At 39.8% G+C, this 18,057-nt stretch carries 8 protein-coding genes; 4 read left to right on the top strand and 4 right to left on the bottom strand.

Features of this window, described 5'->3' with window-relative positions:
* Positions 1-17: 17 nt before the first annotated feature.
* The 3 genes from AC04Q1_RS15535 to AC04Q1_RS15525 all read right to left on the bottom strand — a co-directional run bounded on the left by AC04Q1_RS15535 (position 18) and on the right by AC04Q1_RS15525 (position 5,892).
* Entirely contained in the window at positions 18-2,918 is a 2,901-nt protein-coding gene (locus AC04Q1_RS15535; RefSeq protein ID WP_478365499.1) for a DNA gyrase/topoisomerase IV subunit A, read from the bottom strand.
* Positions 2,919-3,322: 404 nt separating this feature from the next.
* Entirely contained in the window at positions 3,323-5,008 is a 1,686-nt protein-coding gene (locus AC04Q1_RS15530; RefSeq protein ID WP_478365498.1) for a PNGase F N-terminal domain-containing protein, read from the bottom strand.
* Positions 5,009-5,403: 395 nt separating this feature from the next.
* Positions 5,404-5,892 (bottom strand): cytidine deaminase, encoded by a 489-nt coding sequence (locus tag AC04Q1_RS15525; RefSeq protein WP_478365496.1) that lies wholly within the window; start codon positions 5,890-5,892, stop codon positions 5,404-5,406.
* 109 nt (positions 5,893-6,001) lie between these two features.
* Between AC04Q1_RS15525 and AC04Q1_RS15520 the strand changes: the two genes are divergently transcribed.
* The 3 genes from AC04Q1_RS15520 to AC04Q1_RS15510 are packed head-to-tail and all read left to right on the top strand — an operon-like array spanning position 6,002 to position 14,364.
* Entirely contained in the window at positions 6,002-11,035 is a 5,034-nt protein-coding gene (locus AC04Q1_RS15520; protein WP_478365495.1) for a translocation/assembly module TamB domain-containing protein, read from the top strand.
* Positions 11,019-13,334, top strand: coding sequence for a translocation and assembly module lipoprotein TamL (tamL, locus tag AC04Q1_RS15515; RefSeq protein WP_478365494.1), 2,316 nt, complete (start codon positions 11,019-11,021; stop codon positions 13,332-13,334). The genes AC04Q1_RS15520 and tamL overlap by 17 nt, the downstream gene beginning before the upstream one ends.
* 7 nt (positions 13,335-13,341) lie before the next feature.
* A complete protein-coding gene (locus AC04Q1_RS15510) occupies positions 13,342-14,364 on the top strand; it encodes a YihY/virulence factor BrkB family protein (RefSeq protein ID WP_478365493.1) in 1,023 nt (340 codons plus the stop codon).
* A 141-nt stretch (positions 14,365-14,505) separates the two neighbouring features.
* On the opposite strand, the gene AC04Q1_RS15505 is transcribed toward AC04Q1_RS15510, so the two are convergent.
* Positions 14,506-16,377 carry a DNA topoisomerase IV subunit B gene (locus AC04Q1_RS15505; RefSeq protein WP_478365492.1) on the bottom strand — a complete coding sequence of 624 codons (1,872 nt, stop codon included), beginning with the start codon at positions 16,375-16,377 and terminating at the stop codon, positions 14,506-14,508.
* A 326-nt stretch (positions 16,378-16,703) separates the two neighbouring features.
* Between AC04Q1_RS15505 and AC04Q1_RS15500 the strand changes: the two genes are divergently transcribed.
* Entirely contained in the window at positions 16,704-18,038 is a 1,335-nt protein-coding gene (locus AC04Q1_RS15500) for an APC family permease (protein WP_478365491.1), read from the top strand.
* The last annotated feature ends 19 nt before the right edge of the window (positions 18,039-18,057 follow it).

Here is an 18,057-nt window from a genome sequence, read left to right as displayed (position 1 = left end):
AATCCGATATCTGGAATTTAAAACAGTCCCAATTGCCCTTTATCATCAATATCGATATCATCCGGATTGGTGATTTCGAAATCTACTTTTTTAGCTGGCTTTTCTTCAGCTTCTGGTTTATCTTCTGCATTAGGTTTTTCCTTTTTAACAGACTCAGTCTTTGGCTTATCAGCCACCGGCTTTTCTACCTCAGTGGGTTTTTCCTCTGCTGTTGGCTTGTCGGCTTTAACCGCTGATTCTGGTGCACGTTCGAATTTTGGTTTTGGCTGCTCCACAGCAGGTTTATCAGCAACTTTTTCAGGCATCTCTGTTTCCCCTATTATTTCTTCATTGGTCGCTATTTCTTCATCCGTAACCACTACATCTGCTGTTTCCCCTCCATCTTCAATTTCTTCAACAGCTGCTTCCTCTACCTCTTCTATCTCCGGTTCTTCCAATGCTACTTTCTGTACATCGTGAGGCGATAGGCGGTTTCCGTTTGCCTTCAGTCCTTTAACATCAATCAGTTCTGACAGGATTAGATCCAATGTTTCCGGAATCTGGGTCTTGCCTTTTAAAACATCGACAATAATCTTCGCGCCCGGATTTGAGGTCAGATACAGTAACTTCGACTTCTGCTCTTCACTGATGAAAATGGTTTTCCTCCCGTTAGCCTGCAATTCGAATGCAAAACGTTTAATAAAATAGTTCTGTGCCTTACCTTCAAAATGTACAGCAGCAAAAATCCGTTCCGGGTCAAACTTCTGGATCAAAATCAATCCATCATCAAAATGGTTACTCAGTTCGAAAGAGCTCAACTCATAGAAACCATCTTTATGTACCTGTAAAATGCGGTCATCACCGTCAAATTCGCCCAGGTATTTCCCGCGGCCATCCACATTTAAACGTTTCAATAAATCATCATACCAGATTTTAAGTCCTGATAAGGTAGAAACGCCCTTACTCTTCAAGATGATCTTTTTAACCGGATATTTCGAAATGATATTTCCCTGCGAACCACGCCCTTTAATGGCCACTTCTGCAAAATCCTGATCGAACTGAAGTTTACGAAGCTTAGAATGCGGTTTCAACGCAACATTTATAATCTCCGCTTCTCCGTTCGGGTTAGCTGTAAAATACAGTACCTTCGATCCTTTAGATCCCTTGGTTAAATCATATTCCTTATCGCGTGTTACCCCTACTACAGCAAATCTTTTAATGTATGATGTACCACTTGCACCATCCTTATAAACCATGTTGTAAATGGTACGCTCATCGTTTTTCTTAAATACCTGTGCGTGGATAATATTTTTACCCACAAAGGTTTTATCGGCCACTTTGGTGATGATACATTTACCATCTTCGCGGAAAACAATTACCTCATCAATATCCGAACAATCGGCAACATGTACGTCTTTTTTTAATCCCGTTCCGATAAAGCCATCTTCCTTGTTCATGTACAACTTCACGTTAGCCAGCGCTACTTTTGAAGCCTCTACCCTATCGAATAAACGGATTTCAGTTTTACGTTCCCTGCCCTTTCCATATTTATCCTTCAGGCGCTGGTACCAGGCAATCGCATAGTCGGTAAGATGTTTTAAGTGATTTTTAACCACTTTAATTTCATCTTCCAGGTTTTTCATCTGCTCATCGGCTTTTTTCACATCAAAACGGGTGATGCTACTCATGGGCTTATCGATCAGCTTTTTGAAATCCTCAGGCAAAATTTCGCGGTAAAGTGAGGGTTTAAAAGGGTCGAACAAAATGTGTAAAACCTCTACTACCGTCTCGAAATTACTCGAATTCTCGTATTCAGGATTTTTGTACATCCCCTCCTGAATAAATATTTTTAACAAAGAACTAAAGAAAATCTTTTCCTGCAGCTCGTGCAAGCGGATTTCGAGCTCTTTTTTAAGTAAACTTTTAGTGTGTTTTGTATTTTCGATCAGGATATCGTTCACACTTAAAAAGTGCGGCTTATCTCCCTGGATAATACAGGTATTTGGCGAGATAGACACCTCACAGGCCGTAAAAGCGTAAAGCGCATCAATGGTTACATCGGGCGAAATACCCGGCGCCAGGTGCACCACAATTTCAACATTGGCTGCAGTGTTATCCTCGATCTTTTTAATCTTGATTTTACCCTTGTCGTTGGCCGATAAAATACTATCAATTACCGAACCCGTAGTCGTACTAAAGGGTACTTCGGTAATCACCAAAGTTTTTTTATCCTTCTCCGTAATTTTTGCACGAACGCGGATTTTACCACCACGCTGTCCTTCATTGTAGTTTGAAAAATCGGCCATACCACCCGTAAAAAAGTCGGGCAATATATTTGGACGGACACCCTGTAATGCTTCAATTGAGGCATCAAGCAGTTCGATAAAATTGTGCGGCATTACCTTAGTGGCCAAACCTACCGCAATACCTTCGGCGCCTTGCGCAAGTAATAAGGGGAATTTAACAGGCAGGGTAATCGGCTCGTTATTACGGCCATCATAACTCAGCTGCCACTCCGTAGTATCCGGATTGAACACCACCTCGTTGGCAAATTTTGATAAACGAGCCTCAATATAACGCGGTGCCGCAGCACTATCGCCCGTAACCGGATCGCCCCAGTTGCCCTGCATATCGATCAACAGGTCTTTTTGCCCGATCTGTACCATTGCATCGCCAATTGATGCATCACCATGTGGGTGATACTTCATTGTGTTGCCGATTACGTTGGCTGCCTTATTGAAACGCCCGTCATCCATCTCCTTTAAAGAGTGCATAATGCGTCGCTGAACAGGTTTTAAACCATCATGGATGTGCGGAACGGCCCTATCGAGAATTACATAAGACGCATAATCGAGAAACCAGTTTTCGTATAAACCGTTGATTGGGGTTATGGTATGTTTGTGCTCTTCGTTTACGTTTTGATCTAATTCTTCACTCATTTATTTACAAAAATTGGCAGCCGTAAATATAATAAAAATGATCGCATAGAATAAAGAGAGGTTATTCACATTTAAAGTTGGAAATTTTGTTTTTAAAGGGTTTGGAAAGCAGGGTTCCGCAGGTTTGTTAAACGGTCATTCCGGCTTTCCGCTACGATCTTTTTTGTCCGCAGCCAAGGCTCAGGCCGCAAAAAAGGATCTCCGCTGCAATCCGGTTTAGAAAAATAGTGTGTGGTACTATTGGGGGTTGCAATTGCGCAGAACCAGCCTCCCTCCTTGAAAATAAAAAGGGGGGATAGCGTAGTATATGTGGCGATTAAAGCTTATATCTGCATATATGTCTTATCTGGTAAAAAAAGCAAGAAAAAGATTCTTCCCGATATACAGGATGACAAATCAAATGCTTATTCCATTCCTAACAACACCCCCGAAACATTCCATGCGCTCGAGCTGCTGCCCTCTGGCTTTCCCATCGGGATGGTTACTTTTATGCTATGCACTCCCGCTTTCAAATCACCCAAACTGATCCATTCGGGATTGGTTACCGTACCCGGGCACCAGTTCGAGCGGCTTAAATCGGAGGAAGAAAGTCCGGTTTCAAAGTTACCCGATGCAGGATTTGATAAACGGTACGAACCGCAGTCCTGCCGCCACGGTGTAAAAGCAAAAGCTTCTTTATCATCCAGCCAGATGGTATTTTTTCGTGGTACAAACTCATCACCATTCCCCCAGCCACCATGACCGGTGGTGATGTAGCGCAGTTTGGCATCTCTTAAATCTTTCGCTAAAGTAAAAGAAACTTCCAAACCTTTATCGCTGCTAAACATGGTGGCATATTCCTGTCCGGCCATTTCCATTACGTTGGTCGAGTTGAACAATGGCAAAATCACTTCTTTAGCTTCCTTTTCTCTTCCACCGTTGTGCAGTGTAATATTCAAAGACACCTTATGCCCACCCTTATCATAATTACCGATAAAAACAGCTACCCATACCTCTTTCCCATTCACCAACGGAAACAGTTCCGACACATCCTGCCGGTAATACACTTTCTCCGCCCAGTTTTTATCTTTGAGTTTTAGGGTATTGTATTTTCCCACTCCAAAAGGGGTAAAAAACCGCATCAGTTCGATTACAGGATTATAATTGATGGTAGCCACCACGCCCTGGTATTTTTTGCCGTTCCCATTGTCGTAAACCGGCAGGTCTTTAACCGAATTTTTAAGCGCATCCATTAAACTGATCTGCTTATCCGTCGGGATAATGAATACTGAACCCGTTCGATCGTAGGCATCGCCATTCGATTGTTCAGTCAGATCAACAAAAACATTGGGCTTAGCCTTCAATTCAGGAAACTTAACCTTTCTGGCGATTACCGTTCCACCAGCAAAACGAAAAATAGAATCGTTCGATTGTGGTTTATCTATAAAGTTGATCTGTTCGTTATTGAAAACATTCAAAGTGGTAAACCTGCTTTTCCAAAGCAGATCTTTATAGGTTAATCCATCGGTTAGTTTGGTACTTATTTTTTGTAAATCGATTGGTTTCGGTTTTTTAACTTCTTCAATCTTTGCAGCGGTTACAAAACTATTGCCATTACGCACCTGCTCTAAAACCAGACCAAGGTTTTGTCCCAAAATGGTTGGTGCGGCTTTGATCCCCGCTTCGGTGCTGTACCATAAATCGATGCGGTTCGAATTCACAACCGTTGTGGCTTTTTTACAGGTATAACCTAAAATCACTTTGGTTTCTTTGCTGAATTCGAAAATTTGTTTCCCGATTGCAACACTATCCGCGGTAGCAATCTGGTTATTTGCTGCCAAATCTGCAAGTTGAAATAAAATCAGACCTGGTTTGGTAACAATACTTTGCTCATAAGGATATTTTGCCTGATTATCGAGTATGGCCGCATTGCTGACCAAATTCTGATTTGCTGATGCAATTACAATTGTGGCATTCCGGTCTTCTTTGGGTTTGCCATCCGAAGAACGGAAATAAGTGATTTTATAAGTTGACTTGCTTTTCAGTACTGTTTGGGCGTAAGCACCAAAAGAAATTAAAACAAAGATGGTAAGGATATAGAGATGCTTCATATGGTTAAAAAATCAAATATACAATTGTTGACGGAGGCTATAAAGGATACAAGAAAATTTTGAGATGGGATATGAATTACTGTCGATTAGTGAGCTATCACCGATGGGTTTACCGTTGATCAATCGGGTTTCCTCAGATTGAAATAGCAACTTCAGAACGATTAACTGCGAGCTCAGAACTGCTTACTACGAGTTCAGAACTACCGATCTCACACCCAAAACTCCCCACTAAAAACTAAAAGCGCTCTACTCAATTATTGAGTTAATAAAACTATCCCCGCTTCCCTCTTCTAAAGGATAGGGACTTGCAACAACGAACTTAATCCACAAACTTTGTCAGGGTAAGGCGCTGCGCCCAGAACTCCAAACTCTCAACTGAAAACTCTCAACTGAAATTACCGCTCTAATCGATCCTCCACAAAAGAAAAAGGCAATAAGCTCTTTACACTGGGTACCTTTAGTACTTCACCGTTTAAGCAATAAAAAATCACCTCAATCGGCATTTTTTGCTTGCGTTCAAACTCTGCCATCACCTGCAAACAGCCTCCACAAGAGGTAATTGGTTTTAAAATCTCAAAATTATCAGTCTTTGCCGTAATGGCCATGGTTTCAATTACCGCATTTGGATAAGCCGCACCAATAGTAAAAAGGGCAACACGTTCCGCACAAAGTCCCGAAGGATAAGCCAGATTTTCCTGATTACTCCCCAGCACGGTTTCGCCCGAGGCGAGGCGGATGGCTGTACCTACCTTAAACTTCGAATAAGGAGAATATGAAGTATTTAGAGCCTGTTCTGCCTGTTCACAAAGGCTTCGGTCTGCCAATGTTAATTCTATAATACTTTCGTATTGTTCAAAAGATATATTTAGATTTATTACATTCATTTTTAACGAATTATAAAACCGCCAATGTTAAATTTTTATAGCGGGCGAACAATTTAAGTTAATTTTTGTATTATTTAGTAAATCCTGCCTTAAATTTAATTTTAATGGCATGCTTTTAGCATTTATCAAACACCAAACACCCTTAGCTTTGAATAAATACGTACGCAAAAGTCTTAAAATTTTATTGTGGGTAATTGCTTCCATCATCATCCTGGTAGTTGGTGTAGCCCTATCCCTAAACATCCCAGCGGTTCAGAATTTTGTTAAAGGTAAGGCTATAAACTACCTTAAAAACAAAACCAAGACCGAAGTGAGTCTGGAAAGCATCAAAATTGCTTTGCCAAAAGATGTGGTTCTAAACAAATTCTATATCGAAGACCGCAAAGGCGATACCTTATTATATGCCGAAAAACTCGCAGTGGATATCAGCTTATTTAAGCTGTTAAAAAATACTGTGGAGATCAATGATATTGAACTAAAAAATGTACGCGCCAATGTAAAGCGCATCACGCCCGATACCACATTTAATTTTTCATTCCTGGTTGATGCGTTTGCCAGCGATCAGAAAAAACCTGAAGAAAAGGTAAAAACGGATACCACATCTACCTTAAAATTCTCCGTTGATAAAGTTTCTTTTGAAGATATCGGCATCAACTACCGTGATGACGTTGCAGGTAACGACGTGAAATTATATTTAGGTGCTTTTAAAACTAAAATAAAAGATTTCGATCTGGCTAATCAACATTATGTAATCAAAGAATTAAGCCTGGTGAATACTTCTCTGCGTTATTTACAGCAAAAACCACTTGTCAAACTTGTTCAGCACATTACTAACAGTGTAGATAGTAGCCAGAAAGAACAGGGTAAACTGCCACTAATCGAAGTACAGAATTTTGTTTTCAGCAATGTGAAGGTAAATTATGACGATCAGCTCTCGACCACCAAAGCCATTGCTGATGTAAATGATCTGGGCCTGGCAAACCTGAAGGTAGATTTAACCAACAGTAAATATTCGGTTGATGATGCCCATTTAAATAAATCTAATATCCTTTTTGCTTTTAAACCTGCACCCAGCAACGATCTAAAGAAAGTTAAGGATACCGTAGTTCCCGAAAAATCTCCTTTGGGTTTAATCATTAAGAATATTAGCCTTGCTGATAACAATGTACAGTTTGATAACCTCGGCGCCAAACCTGCAAAAAAGGGAATGGATTTCAACCATCTTAAAATCGACCAGCTTAATTTGGGTGCAAGCGATGTAAATTATAGTGCAGCGGGCATCAAGGTAAATGTTAAAAATGGTTCGTTAAAAGAGAAAAGCGGTTTTGTGCTGGATGAATTACGTGGCGATGCTGTGTATAACGACAAACAGATTAAACTCAGCAATTTTATTCTCAAAACGCCAAATACCTCAATTGAAAATGCCACAGAGTTAAATTTCACTTCGATGGAGGATTTAACCAAACATCCGGAACGTGTAAAACTCAATATAGCCCTTAAAAACACCACGATTGGGTTAAAGGACGCTGGTTTGTTTAGTGATGCAGTACCTGCCAATTACCGCAACGAAAAAATAAAAATCACCGCCAATGTGGATGGTTTTCTGAATAACCTGAATATCCCAAAACTGCAGGTTACCGGATTAAAAAACACACAGATCGATATCAGCGGAAAAGCAAAGGGATTGCCTGATATCAAAAAAACCTTTCTTGATTTAAACATAAAGAAACTGCATGTAACCAAAAGCGATATTTTGGTTGCTGTACCTAAAAAATCTTTGCCACCCTCCATCGAATTGCCAAATGTAATTGATGCAAAAGGTAATTTTAAAGGCTCGATGACCGATTTTAACACCAACCTTAATATCAATACCGATATGGGCGGTGCAATTTTAGTAGCAGGCATGAAAGGGCCAAAGGGTAAGGAAAGTTATAAAGCAGATATCAGCCTAAACAACTTTAATGTAGGCAGGCTATTAAAAATGCAGCCAAAACTTGGCCGCGTTTCGGTTAAGGCAAACGTAGTGGGCACTGGTCTCGATCCTAAAAAAATCAATGCAAAATTTAACGCAAAGGTGCTTAGTGCTTACTACAACAAATATACTTACCGCAATTTAAGCCTTGCCGGAAATTACAGTAACCAGAACATCAGCATCAAAAGCAGCATGCCCGATAGCAATGCCAACTTTAATTTAGATGCGAAAGTAAATATGGCAGGAAAATATCCTGCAGTAAAAGCTGATCTGAATTTAAAACAGGTAAACTTACAGGCACTGAATTTTAGTCCGACTGTTTTAAGCGCGGCAGGTGTTGTTAAGGTAGATCTGGCCACCGCTGATGCCGATTATCTAAATGGTTCGGTTGATGTTACCGGACTGCAATTGGTAAAAGACAAACAGAGAATCAATGTAGACACGATTTCCATCCGTGCAAAATCAACCGCTACTGAAAACGAACTGACTTTAAAATCAGAAATTTTATCGGCAAAATTGGATGGCAAATACCAATTATCAAAGCTAGGTGGCGCAATTATCAACCAGATTAATAAATATTATGCCTTTGGTACTATAACCAAAGTTCCTGATCAACGTTTGAGGTTCTTTGTACAGGTTTATGATTCTAAGCTTTTAAAAGAATTTGTACCACAGTTGACCGTGTTTAAACAATCGCAGTTTTACGGATTGATCGATACGCAAAAAGACAGCCTACAGATTAAAGGTAATTTCCCTCAGGTAGTATACGGCGATTTTAAAGTCGATACCACCGTGTTGAACATCAATAACGACAATAATAAGCTAGATTACAGCTTGACGGTTAAAAGCTTACAAAGTCCATCAATCGCACTCTTTAATACAGAAGTAAGTGGTGATGCGGCGAACAACAATTTGGGCGTGAATATCTTCCTGCGTGATAGACAACTGAAGAATAAATATGTAATTGGTGGCACCTTTCAATCCATCAATAAAGATTTTAAATTCACTTTAGATCCACAAAAATTATTGCTCGATTATCAAAAATGGGTGGTTTCGCAAAACAATTACATCCAGTTTGGCGCTTCGGGTATACTGGTTAATCAATTCGAGATCAGCAATAGCGGTCAGTCGCTCTCCATCAACAGCAATCCTACCGAACCCAATGCACCATTGGCTGTAGCTTTTAAAGATTTCCAATTGGAGACCCTCACTAAATTTGCAGAAACCGATACCACTTTAGTTGGCGGCCGCTTAAACGGAACCGCTAATGTTAAAGATCTGGCATCAACACCAAAATTCGAAGCAAACCTCACCATCGATCAGTTGCGTTATCAAAAAGATCAGTTGGGTACCTTACGTTTAGCCGTAAATAACAATACTGAAAATGCCTTTGAGGTAAATGTGGCTTTAACCGGCGTACACGAATTAAGGGTTAACGGGTTCTATTATACCGCACCACAAAGTGCCTTAGATCTTCGGGTAAATATCGACAAGATCGAAATGAAAAACATCGAGAGTTTATCTGCCGGTCAGCTCAGACGTGGTACCGGTACCTTAACCGGCGAACTAACCGTTAAAGGTGCCTTAACCGCTCCTAAGATCCTGGGCGATTTAACCTTCAATAATGCAGGCTTTAATGTGGCTTACGTAAATTCATTTTTCCGTATGCCGAATGAGAAGATTTCGTTTACAAACGAAGGCATCAGCTTCAACAATTTTACTCTGATCGATTCCTTAAATCAAAAGGCCACTATCAATGGAAAAGTGTACACCACTGATTTTAAAAATTACCGTTTCGGCTTGGATGTCAGAATGAATAATTTCAGGGCGATCAACTCCACTGCAGCCGATAATGATATGATTTACGGAACCGTATTTTTAACCAGCGATATTAAGGTCCGTGGAGATTTAAACCAGCCTGATGTAAACATGAACATCAAGGTAAATAAAGGAACAAAATTCTTCTTCGCACTTCCATCAAGTGATCCTTCTATTATTGACCAGGATGGCATTGTGCAGTTTATCGATGCAGATGCGCCACCCTTTAACGGACAGAAAGCTTTAAAGGTTGATAGCATCAGTAAATCTCCTGTTAAAGGCATCAACCTTGTTGCGGCAGTAACTATCGATCCTGAAGCTGAGCTTAATGTTGTGGTAGATCCATCAAACGGTGACGCCTTAAATGTAAAAGGCGACGCAAATTTAAATGCAACGATGGATCCAAGTGGTAAAATCAGCTTAACCGGACGTTACGAGATTATTGATGGTTCTTATAACTTGTCAGTTGGCCCGTTGGGTAAGAAAGAATTTAAACTGGTAAAAGGTAGCACTATTATCTGGACGGGAGAGCCAACTACGGCAAATGTTAATTTAAGTGCCCTCTACGAAGTTAATGCGGCACCTATTGATTTAATCAACGATCCATCTAATATTCAAGCTAAAACAAAACTGCCGTTTCAGGTATATTTAATGATGAAAGGTGAGCTTTTAAAACCGATTATCTCCTTTAAATTAGATTTACCAGAAAATGAACGCGGCGCACTGGGTGGCATCGTTTATACCAAATTGCTCAACGTAAACCGCGACGAAAGCGAATTGAATAAACAGGTATTTGCGCTATTGGCCTTAAACAGGTTTATTGCCAACAATCCATTCCAAAGTTTAGCTGGTGGCGGAGGCGGTGTTTCTACCCTTGCACGTTCGAGTGTAAGTAAATTGTTAACCGAGCAGTTGAACAATTTAACCTCTGATCTGATACAGGGTGTAGATCTTAATTTTGGCGTAAATTCATCGGAAGATTACTCAACAGGTTCGATGCAGCAAAAAACAGATCTGGAGGTGGGTTTATCAAAAAAACTGCTGAACGATCGTTTAACCGTTACCGTTGGAAGTTCCTTTGCCCTGGAAGGCCCACAGGCACCGGGAGAAAAATCAACCAATATTGCCGGAAACGTAAATGTTGAATATGCATTATCAGCTGATGGCCGATACCGCTTAAGGGCCTACCGCCGAAACCAGAACGACATGATTGTACAGGGCCAGATTATTGAAACCGGTTTGGGCTTTACCCTTGTGGTAGATTACAATAAATTTAAAGAGATATTCCAAAAGAAAAGAATTAGAAGAATAAGAAACATTGAACAGAAAGCACAAGATGAGAAAACTAACTAGACCTCTTTTATTTTTATTGGCCTGTTTAGTTTGGGCGGCCTGCAGTAGTACCAAATCCTTAAAACCGGGACAAATTTTATACACCGGTGCCGAAGTAAAAATTAATCCCGATACTTCTGGCAAAATTGATGATGAAAAACAGGTTAAATCCGATTTAGAAAATAAAACCCGCCCACGACCTAATAAGTCATTTCTGGGCATTAAGTTTAAATTGGGCATTTATAACCTTGCGGGCGAACCTAAAAAGCCGAAAGGACTCAGAAACTGGTTGCGCAGGCAAGGAGAACCGCCTGTGTTGTTGAGTGAAGTAAAATTGAAATACAATAATGATGTATTGTCTAGCTATTTAATCAGCGAGGGTTATCTGCAGGCAGAAGTTACTGGCGATACCATAGTTAAAGACAAAAAAGGTAAGGCCATTTATACTGCTGTTACCGGAGAGCGTTATAAAATCAATAAAGTTACTTTCCCGCCTGATTCTGGTGTATTAACTAAAATCATTAATACCAATAAGGACAAAACCTTATTAAAAGTTGGCGATTATTATGATATCGATACCTATAAAAATGAACGGATCAGGATTGATAACGACCTGAAAGAAAGCGGTTATTTCTATTTCAGTCCCGATTACCTGATTATGCAGGTAGACAGCACCATTGGCAAAAATCTCGTGAATGTTTCGGTAAAGGTAAAGGATATCGCACCAGATGCGGGTTTAAAACCTTATACCATCAAAAACATCAATATATATCCTGCATATTCATTACGGAGAGACAGCACTTTAAGAAGGCTAAAACCTTTAGAATATAAAGATTTCAATATCTACGATGATAAAAACACCTTTAAACCGAGACTTTTTGACCGGTTGGTGTTCTTTCAAAAAGGCGAACTTTATAACCGTAAAGACCATAACCAATCATTAAACCGCATGGTAAATGTGGGTGCTTTTCAGGATGTAAGAGTAGAATTCCTGCCTGTTGACAGTTTCAAAAATAACCAGCTCGACCTGAACATTTATTTAACGCCTTTAAAGAAAAACTCCCTTACCTTTTCGGTTACCGGAACGAGTAAATCGAACAATTTTGTGGGTTCGGAAGTGAAGGTGACACAAACCACCAGAAACCTGTTCAGAAATGCAGAACAACTGGACATTAGTGTAAGCGGCGGCTTTGAGACACAAACAAAAGGAACTTCTTTAGGTAAAAACTCATTATCATTAACTGCCGAAGGTAAACTGACTTTCCCCAGGTTTATTGTTCCTTTTTACAAACCCAATAGTACCACCGCTTTTATCCCAAAAACCATTGCTTCGCTTTCTTATCAGATGTTAAACCGGGGCTCAGAATATACTTTGAATGCTTTTAAAGGCGAGTTTGGTTATAACTTTAAAGAGAACATTTATAAGGAGCATAATTTCAATCCGATATCGGTTAGCTATATTTCTACAGCTTTTCCAAATGACGATGTTATGGATAGTTTATATAGGGTGAATCCATTATTAAGAACTACCTTAGAAAACCAATTAATTATCGGCAGCAACTATAACTTTACCTATACCAACCAGATGGAGGATAGCCGCCGAAATAACACTTATTTCTATGGCGGTTTAGAAACTGGCGGCAATGTGTGGGGTGCTTTTGTACCCAAAAATGATGAAGGAAAACGTACGCTATTCAATGTGCCTTTATCTCAGTATATAAGGGTAGAAGCCGACTTAAGGGATTATTATAAAATCAATAAAAACTTAATCTGGGCCAATAGGTTAAACCTTGGTTACGGTTATGCCTATGGCCAAAGTACATCATTACCATTTGTGAGGCAGTTTTTTGCAGGCGGCAGTAACGATATCAGGGCTTTTCCGGCCAGAACTTTAGGCCCGGGTACTTATAAAGTTAGAGATGATGCCATCTTTGCCGACCAGGGGGGCGATATTAAATTAATGTTGAACTCTGAGCTCCGTTTTAAAATCGTAAGTATCTTATATGGTGCATTGTTTGTAGATGCCGGAAATATCTGGCTAAGAAAAGAAGATCTTGGAGAACCTGGTAAACCAGAGACCGCAAGACTTGGTTCTGGCTTTAAATTAAAGAACGCGCTAAACGAACTGGCTGTTGGTACTGGTGCGGGTTTACGCGTTGATGCCACGATTTTTGTAGTGCGTTTGGATGTGGCTTTCCCAGTGCGTAAGCCTTACTTACCAGAAGGACAGCGGTGGGTATTTGATGATATCGCCTTTGGCAACAAAGACTGGCGTAAACAGAATTTAATTTTTAACATTGGGATAGGCTATCCGTTTTAATTTTTCGATGAAAGTAATCCATAAGATCAAAGATTTCTTTATTGCGCTTTACCATCTGTTTATTGCGGCTGGCAAAGGTTTTATCGAGGATAGGATCACTAAGTTGAGTGCATCATTAGCTTATTATACCATTTTTTCGCTTACGCCGCTCATTATTATCATCTTATCCGCCGCTACCCTATTTTTTGGCGACAAAAGAAATGACGAAACAAGAGGTCAGTTTTATGGGCAGGTTACCGAAATGGTCGGCAAGGATGCGGCTATACAAATTCAAGGTTTTGTAGAACATGCCAATAAAACCGGGCAATCTACCATAGGTTTAATTATTGGAATAGGTACACTGATTGTTGGCGCTACGGCTATATTTATCGAAATACAGGATAGCATCAATATCATCTGGAAAGTAAAAGCCATCCCAAAAAAAGGCTGGCTAAAGATGCTCACCAACAGGTTGCTTTCGTTTTCACTGATCGTATCCATGGGCTTTTTATTACTCGTTTCGTTGGTGATCAACAGTATCGTGGTGGGTTTAGGCGATAAACTGGTTTCACTGGTGTCTAAAAGTGATATAGATAAAGTGATTCCGGTAGCAAATGATACCATGGAATTATTGATTTATATTTTGAATAACGTAATTACCCTGGCCGCTGTTACGGCTGTTTTTACGATTATATTTAAGGTATTACCAGATGTGATCATCCGCTGGAAATCAGCCATTATCGGTGCTTTGTTTACCGCCGTGCTGTTCAGTTTGGGTAAATACCTGATCGGGATTTATATCGAAAAGGGAAATCCAGGCTCTGCCTTTGGCGCAGCCAGTTCGATCATCGTGATTTTATTGTGGATTTATTATACCTCGATTATACTCTACTTTGGTGCAGAATTTACTCAGGCTTACGCCGAAAAATATGATAATGGCATCTCCCCTAGCAAGTATGCCGTGTTTACCAAAATTACTATTGTAGAGAAAAAGGTAGATGTACTGCCACCACAGCACCCGGAAGATACGGTTGAGGTGAAAAAGGAATAATTCTATAAATATTGATGACCCGGTCGTCATACTGAATTTATTTCAGCATCTTCCTTGCAGGAAAAACCGCTCTCGGTTAAACCAAGGAAGTCAAACTTAAAAGCTTGACTTCCTTGGTTTAACGATAACCCTGAGGCTTTTTTAAGCCACTTCGTCAGTAATCACTTTAAGTTCTTCAGTCACCTCATCCTTCTCTACCCTGAGATTGCGGATAATGTGCTGTTGCCTATCTGGAGTATTTTTACCCATGTAGTATTCAAGCAAACTCTTAATCGTTTGATCTTTCAAAATCACCGGGTCTAACCTGATATCTTTTCCGATAAACAAGCCAAATTCGTCAGGAGAAATTTCCCCCAGCCCTTTAAATCGGGTAATTTCTGGTTTATTGCCCAGTTTTTCGATCGCATTTTTTCGTTCTTCATCACTATAACAATAAATCGTTTCCTTTTTATTCCGCACCCTGAAAAGCGGTGTTTGCAAAATATACACATGGCCTGCTTTTACCAGATCAGGAAAAAACTGAAGGAAGAAGGTCATCATCAGCAAACGGATGTGCATACCATCCACATCTGCGTCGGTTGCGATTACGATATTGTTATAATGCAGCCCCTCTAAACCATCTTCGATATTTAAAGCATGCTGTAAAAGATTAAATTCTTCGTTTTCGTAAACCACTTTTTTGGTGAGCTCGTAACAGTTTAAGGGTTTACCCTTTAAACTAAATACAGCCTGGCAATCTACATCCCGCGATTTGGTGATCGAACCCGATGCAGAATCACCTTCGGTAATAAATAAGGTGGTTTCGTAGCGCTTCTCGTGCGTTGTATTAAAATGCACTTTACAATCACGCAGTTTTTTATTGTGTAAAGATGCCTTTTTAGCTCTATCATTCGCCAGTTTTTTAATTCCGGCAATATCTTTACGCTCACGTTCCGATTGAAGAATCCTTTTCTCTAGCGCATCAGCAACCTCTTTATTCTTATGCAGGTAATCATCCAATTCCTTTTTAACAAAATCATTAATAAAAGTAGCTACCGATGGTCCTTCGGGTCCCATATTTTGCGAACCCAGCTTTGTTTTGGTTTGAGATTCGAAAACCGGTTCCTGCACACGCACAGAGATTGCCGCGATAATAGATGAACGCACATCGGCTGCATCAAATTCTTTTTTGTAAAACTCTCTAACCGTTTTTACCACTGCTGCCCTAAAAGCGGCCTGGTGTGTCCCACCTTGTGTAGTATGCTGCCCGTTAACAAACGAGTGGTAATCTTCGCCATATTGCTGCCCGTGGGTCATCGCAATTTCGATATCCGGTCCTATCATGTGGATAATGGGATAACGGATTTCTTCTGGCTTATTAAACTTAGAAAGCAGATCGTAAAGACCTCTTTCCGAAAAGTATTTTTGGTTATTGAAATTTACAGTTAAACCTGTGTTTAGGAAAACATAATTCCAAACCATGCTTTCTACAAAATCAGGAATGTAGTGATAGTTTCTGAAAATGGTTTCGTCCGGATAAAAAGTAATTGCCGTACCATTGCGTTGGGTGGTATCGATAATGGGCTGTTCCGTAACGATTTCTCCTTTCGAAAATTCTACTTTTTTCGTTTTTCCATCACGGTAAGACTGTACGGTAAAACTGGTCGAAAGTGCATTAACGGCCTTGGTCCCTACCCCGTTTAAACCAACAGACTTTTGAAAGGCATTGCTATCGTATTTACCACCGGTATTGATCTTACTCACACAGTCGATTACCTTACCTAATGGAATACCCCGACCGTAATCGCGAATATTCACTTTTTGCTCAGATAGCGTAATTTCGATTGTTTTTCCAGTACCCATTACAAACTCATCAATCGAATTATCTACAATTTCCTTTAACAAAACGTAAATACCGTCATCCTGTGCAGAACCATCGCCAAGTTTACCAATGTACATTCCCGGACGAAGCCTGATGTGCTCTTTCCAATCTAATGAACGAATACTGTCGTCGTTATAAATTACTTCTGCCATATTGTATTTATCTGTTCTTCAATGAAAAACCCTGCATCTTTTGGTTTGCAAAGCAATGAAGAATTTGTAGAAATAAACCTGATGATTGAAATAAAAATATTTTCAAATAAGCTCTTCAGAATTATGATACAATAATAGTTTTATTCCCTGATGCTCGCAAAAGAAAATTTCAACATACAAACATGATAATGGAATATGTAAAATGGATGATGGTTGCGTATGAGTAGACTTATCATTAGTTCATCATCCTTTTTCCAACACACATTTTCCATCTCACCTCTTCCATATTTTCCCTATCTTCAACCCAATATTCAAAATTCTATTTAATGCAACAAAAGAAACAGCTTTCGCTATTCGATTTATCCATGATTGTGGTGAGTTTGGTTATCGGGATGGGCGTCTTCCGTACTCCCGTAAATGTGGCGGCCAAAGCACAAATTCCAGAACTTTTTTACCTGGCTTGGTTTATTGGTGGTTTTGTCGCTTTTTGTGGTGCATTAACTTATGCCGAAATCGGTTCACGTTTTCCGGTAACAGGTGGTTATTATAAGATATTCTCATCAGCTTATCACCCTTCCATAGCCTTTGCCATTAATTGCATCGTCATTATCTCAAGCGCAGCCTCTGTTGCAGCCATCTCCATTATTGGTGCAGAATACCTGAGTAAAATTATTTTACCTGTAGATAAACAAACTGAAACCTATCGGGTGGCCATAGCCATCACCACCATTTTAGTGTTTTATTTCATTAATCTTTTAGGCTTAAAAGCGAGTTCGAAAACACAAAATGTACTGACTGTGATTAAAATCGGAATGATTTTAACCTTAATCTGTGCCCTATTTTTCGGTGGACAAACACAAACAGTTACCCCGATTTTTAAAACGGCAACAGGAGCTTTGCCCACTTGGTCTGATTATGGAAAAGCACTTGGCCTATGTTTAATTGCGGTTTCTTTCTCTTACGCGGGTTATGCCCAAACCATCAACTTTGGCGGTGAAGTAAAAGAAGCAAAAAAAGTAATTCCACGTTCCATTATCATCGGTTTAACCATTATTGTGATCCTTTATCTAGCCATTAATTACGTGTATGTAAAAGTAATTGGTTTCGAAGAGCTAAAATCTGCCGAAAGCATCGCTGCGATACTGGCTTCAAAAATATTTGGCCCTGCAGGTTTTAATGCACTTTCGGTCATCATCTTTTTCTCGGTAATGGGTTATGTGAATGTAAACCTGCTCAGTAATCCAAGAGCCATGTTTGCCATGGGCGAAGAAGGGGCACTGCCAAAAATATTCAGCAGGATGAATAAAAAAACAGAGGTAATCGCCATTAGTTTAACGGTTTTCACCTTAATTTCGGTTGTTATTATTTTTTACGCAAAAACCTTCGACAAGATTTTAAACTACACTATTTTCTTAGAAAGTATCAGTATGGCCAGTTCTGCGGCTACAATTTTCATCCTCAGAAAAAGAACGGCACATCTTGATAAAAAAACCATCTACACTGTTCCTTTATATCCTATATTGCCTATTATTTTTATTGCTGCTTATACTTTTGTTGCCTTCAGTATTTATGCTGATGATCCGAATGCGGCATTGAACGGACTATATATTTTTGCAGGCTTTCTGGCTATTTATTTTATAAGCGGATGGTTTAAGAAATAGTTATTCACAGTTCAAACTT

It is taken from the genome of Pedobacter humicola (assembly GCF_056490705.1).
Note: the sequence above shows the minus strand (reverse complement) of the source record. Positions and strands in the feature narration are given on the sequence as shown.

What these genes read in the sequence shown, in the direction of transcription:
- AC04Q1_RS15505 (WP_478365492.1), bottom strand. Translation starts at nt 16,377, where the DNA reads ATGGCAGAAGTAATTTATAACGACGACAGTATTCGTTCATTAGATTGG.
- AC04Q1_RS15525 (WP_478365496.1), bottom strand. Translation starts at nt 5,892, where the DNA reads ATGAATGTAATAAATCTAAATATATCTTTTGAACAATACGAAAGTATT.
- tamL (WP_478365494.1), top strand. Translation starts at nt 11,019, where the DNA reads ATGAGAAAACTAACTAGACCTCTTTTATTTTTATTGGCCTGTTTAGTT.
- AC04Q1_RS15530 (WP_478365498.1), bottom strand. Translation starts at nt 5,008, where the DNA reads ATGAAGCATCTCTATATCCTTACCATCTTTGTTTTAATTTCTTTTGGT.
- AC04Q1_RS15510 (WP_478365493.1), top strand. Translation starts at nt 13,342, where the DNA reads ATGAAAGTAATCCATAAGATCAAAGATTTCTTTATTGCGCTTTACCAT.
- AC04Q1_RS15520 (WP_478365495.1), top strand. Translation starts at nt 6,002, where the DNA reads ATGCTTTTAGCATTTATCAAACACCAAACACCCTTAGCTTTGAATAAA.
- AC04Q1_RS15500 (WP_478365491.1), top strand. Translation starts at nt 16,704, where the DNA reads ATGCAACAAAAGAAACAGCTTTCGCTATTCGATTTATCCATGATTGTG.
- AC04Q1_RS15535 (WP_478365499.1), bottom strand. Translation starts at nt 2,918, where the DNA reads ATGAGTGAAGAATTAGATCAAAACGTAAACGAAGAGCACAAACATACC.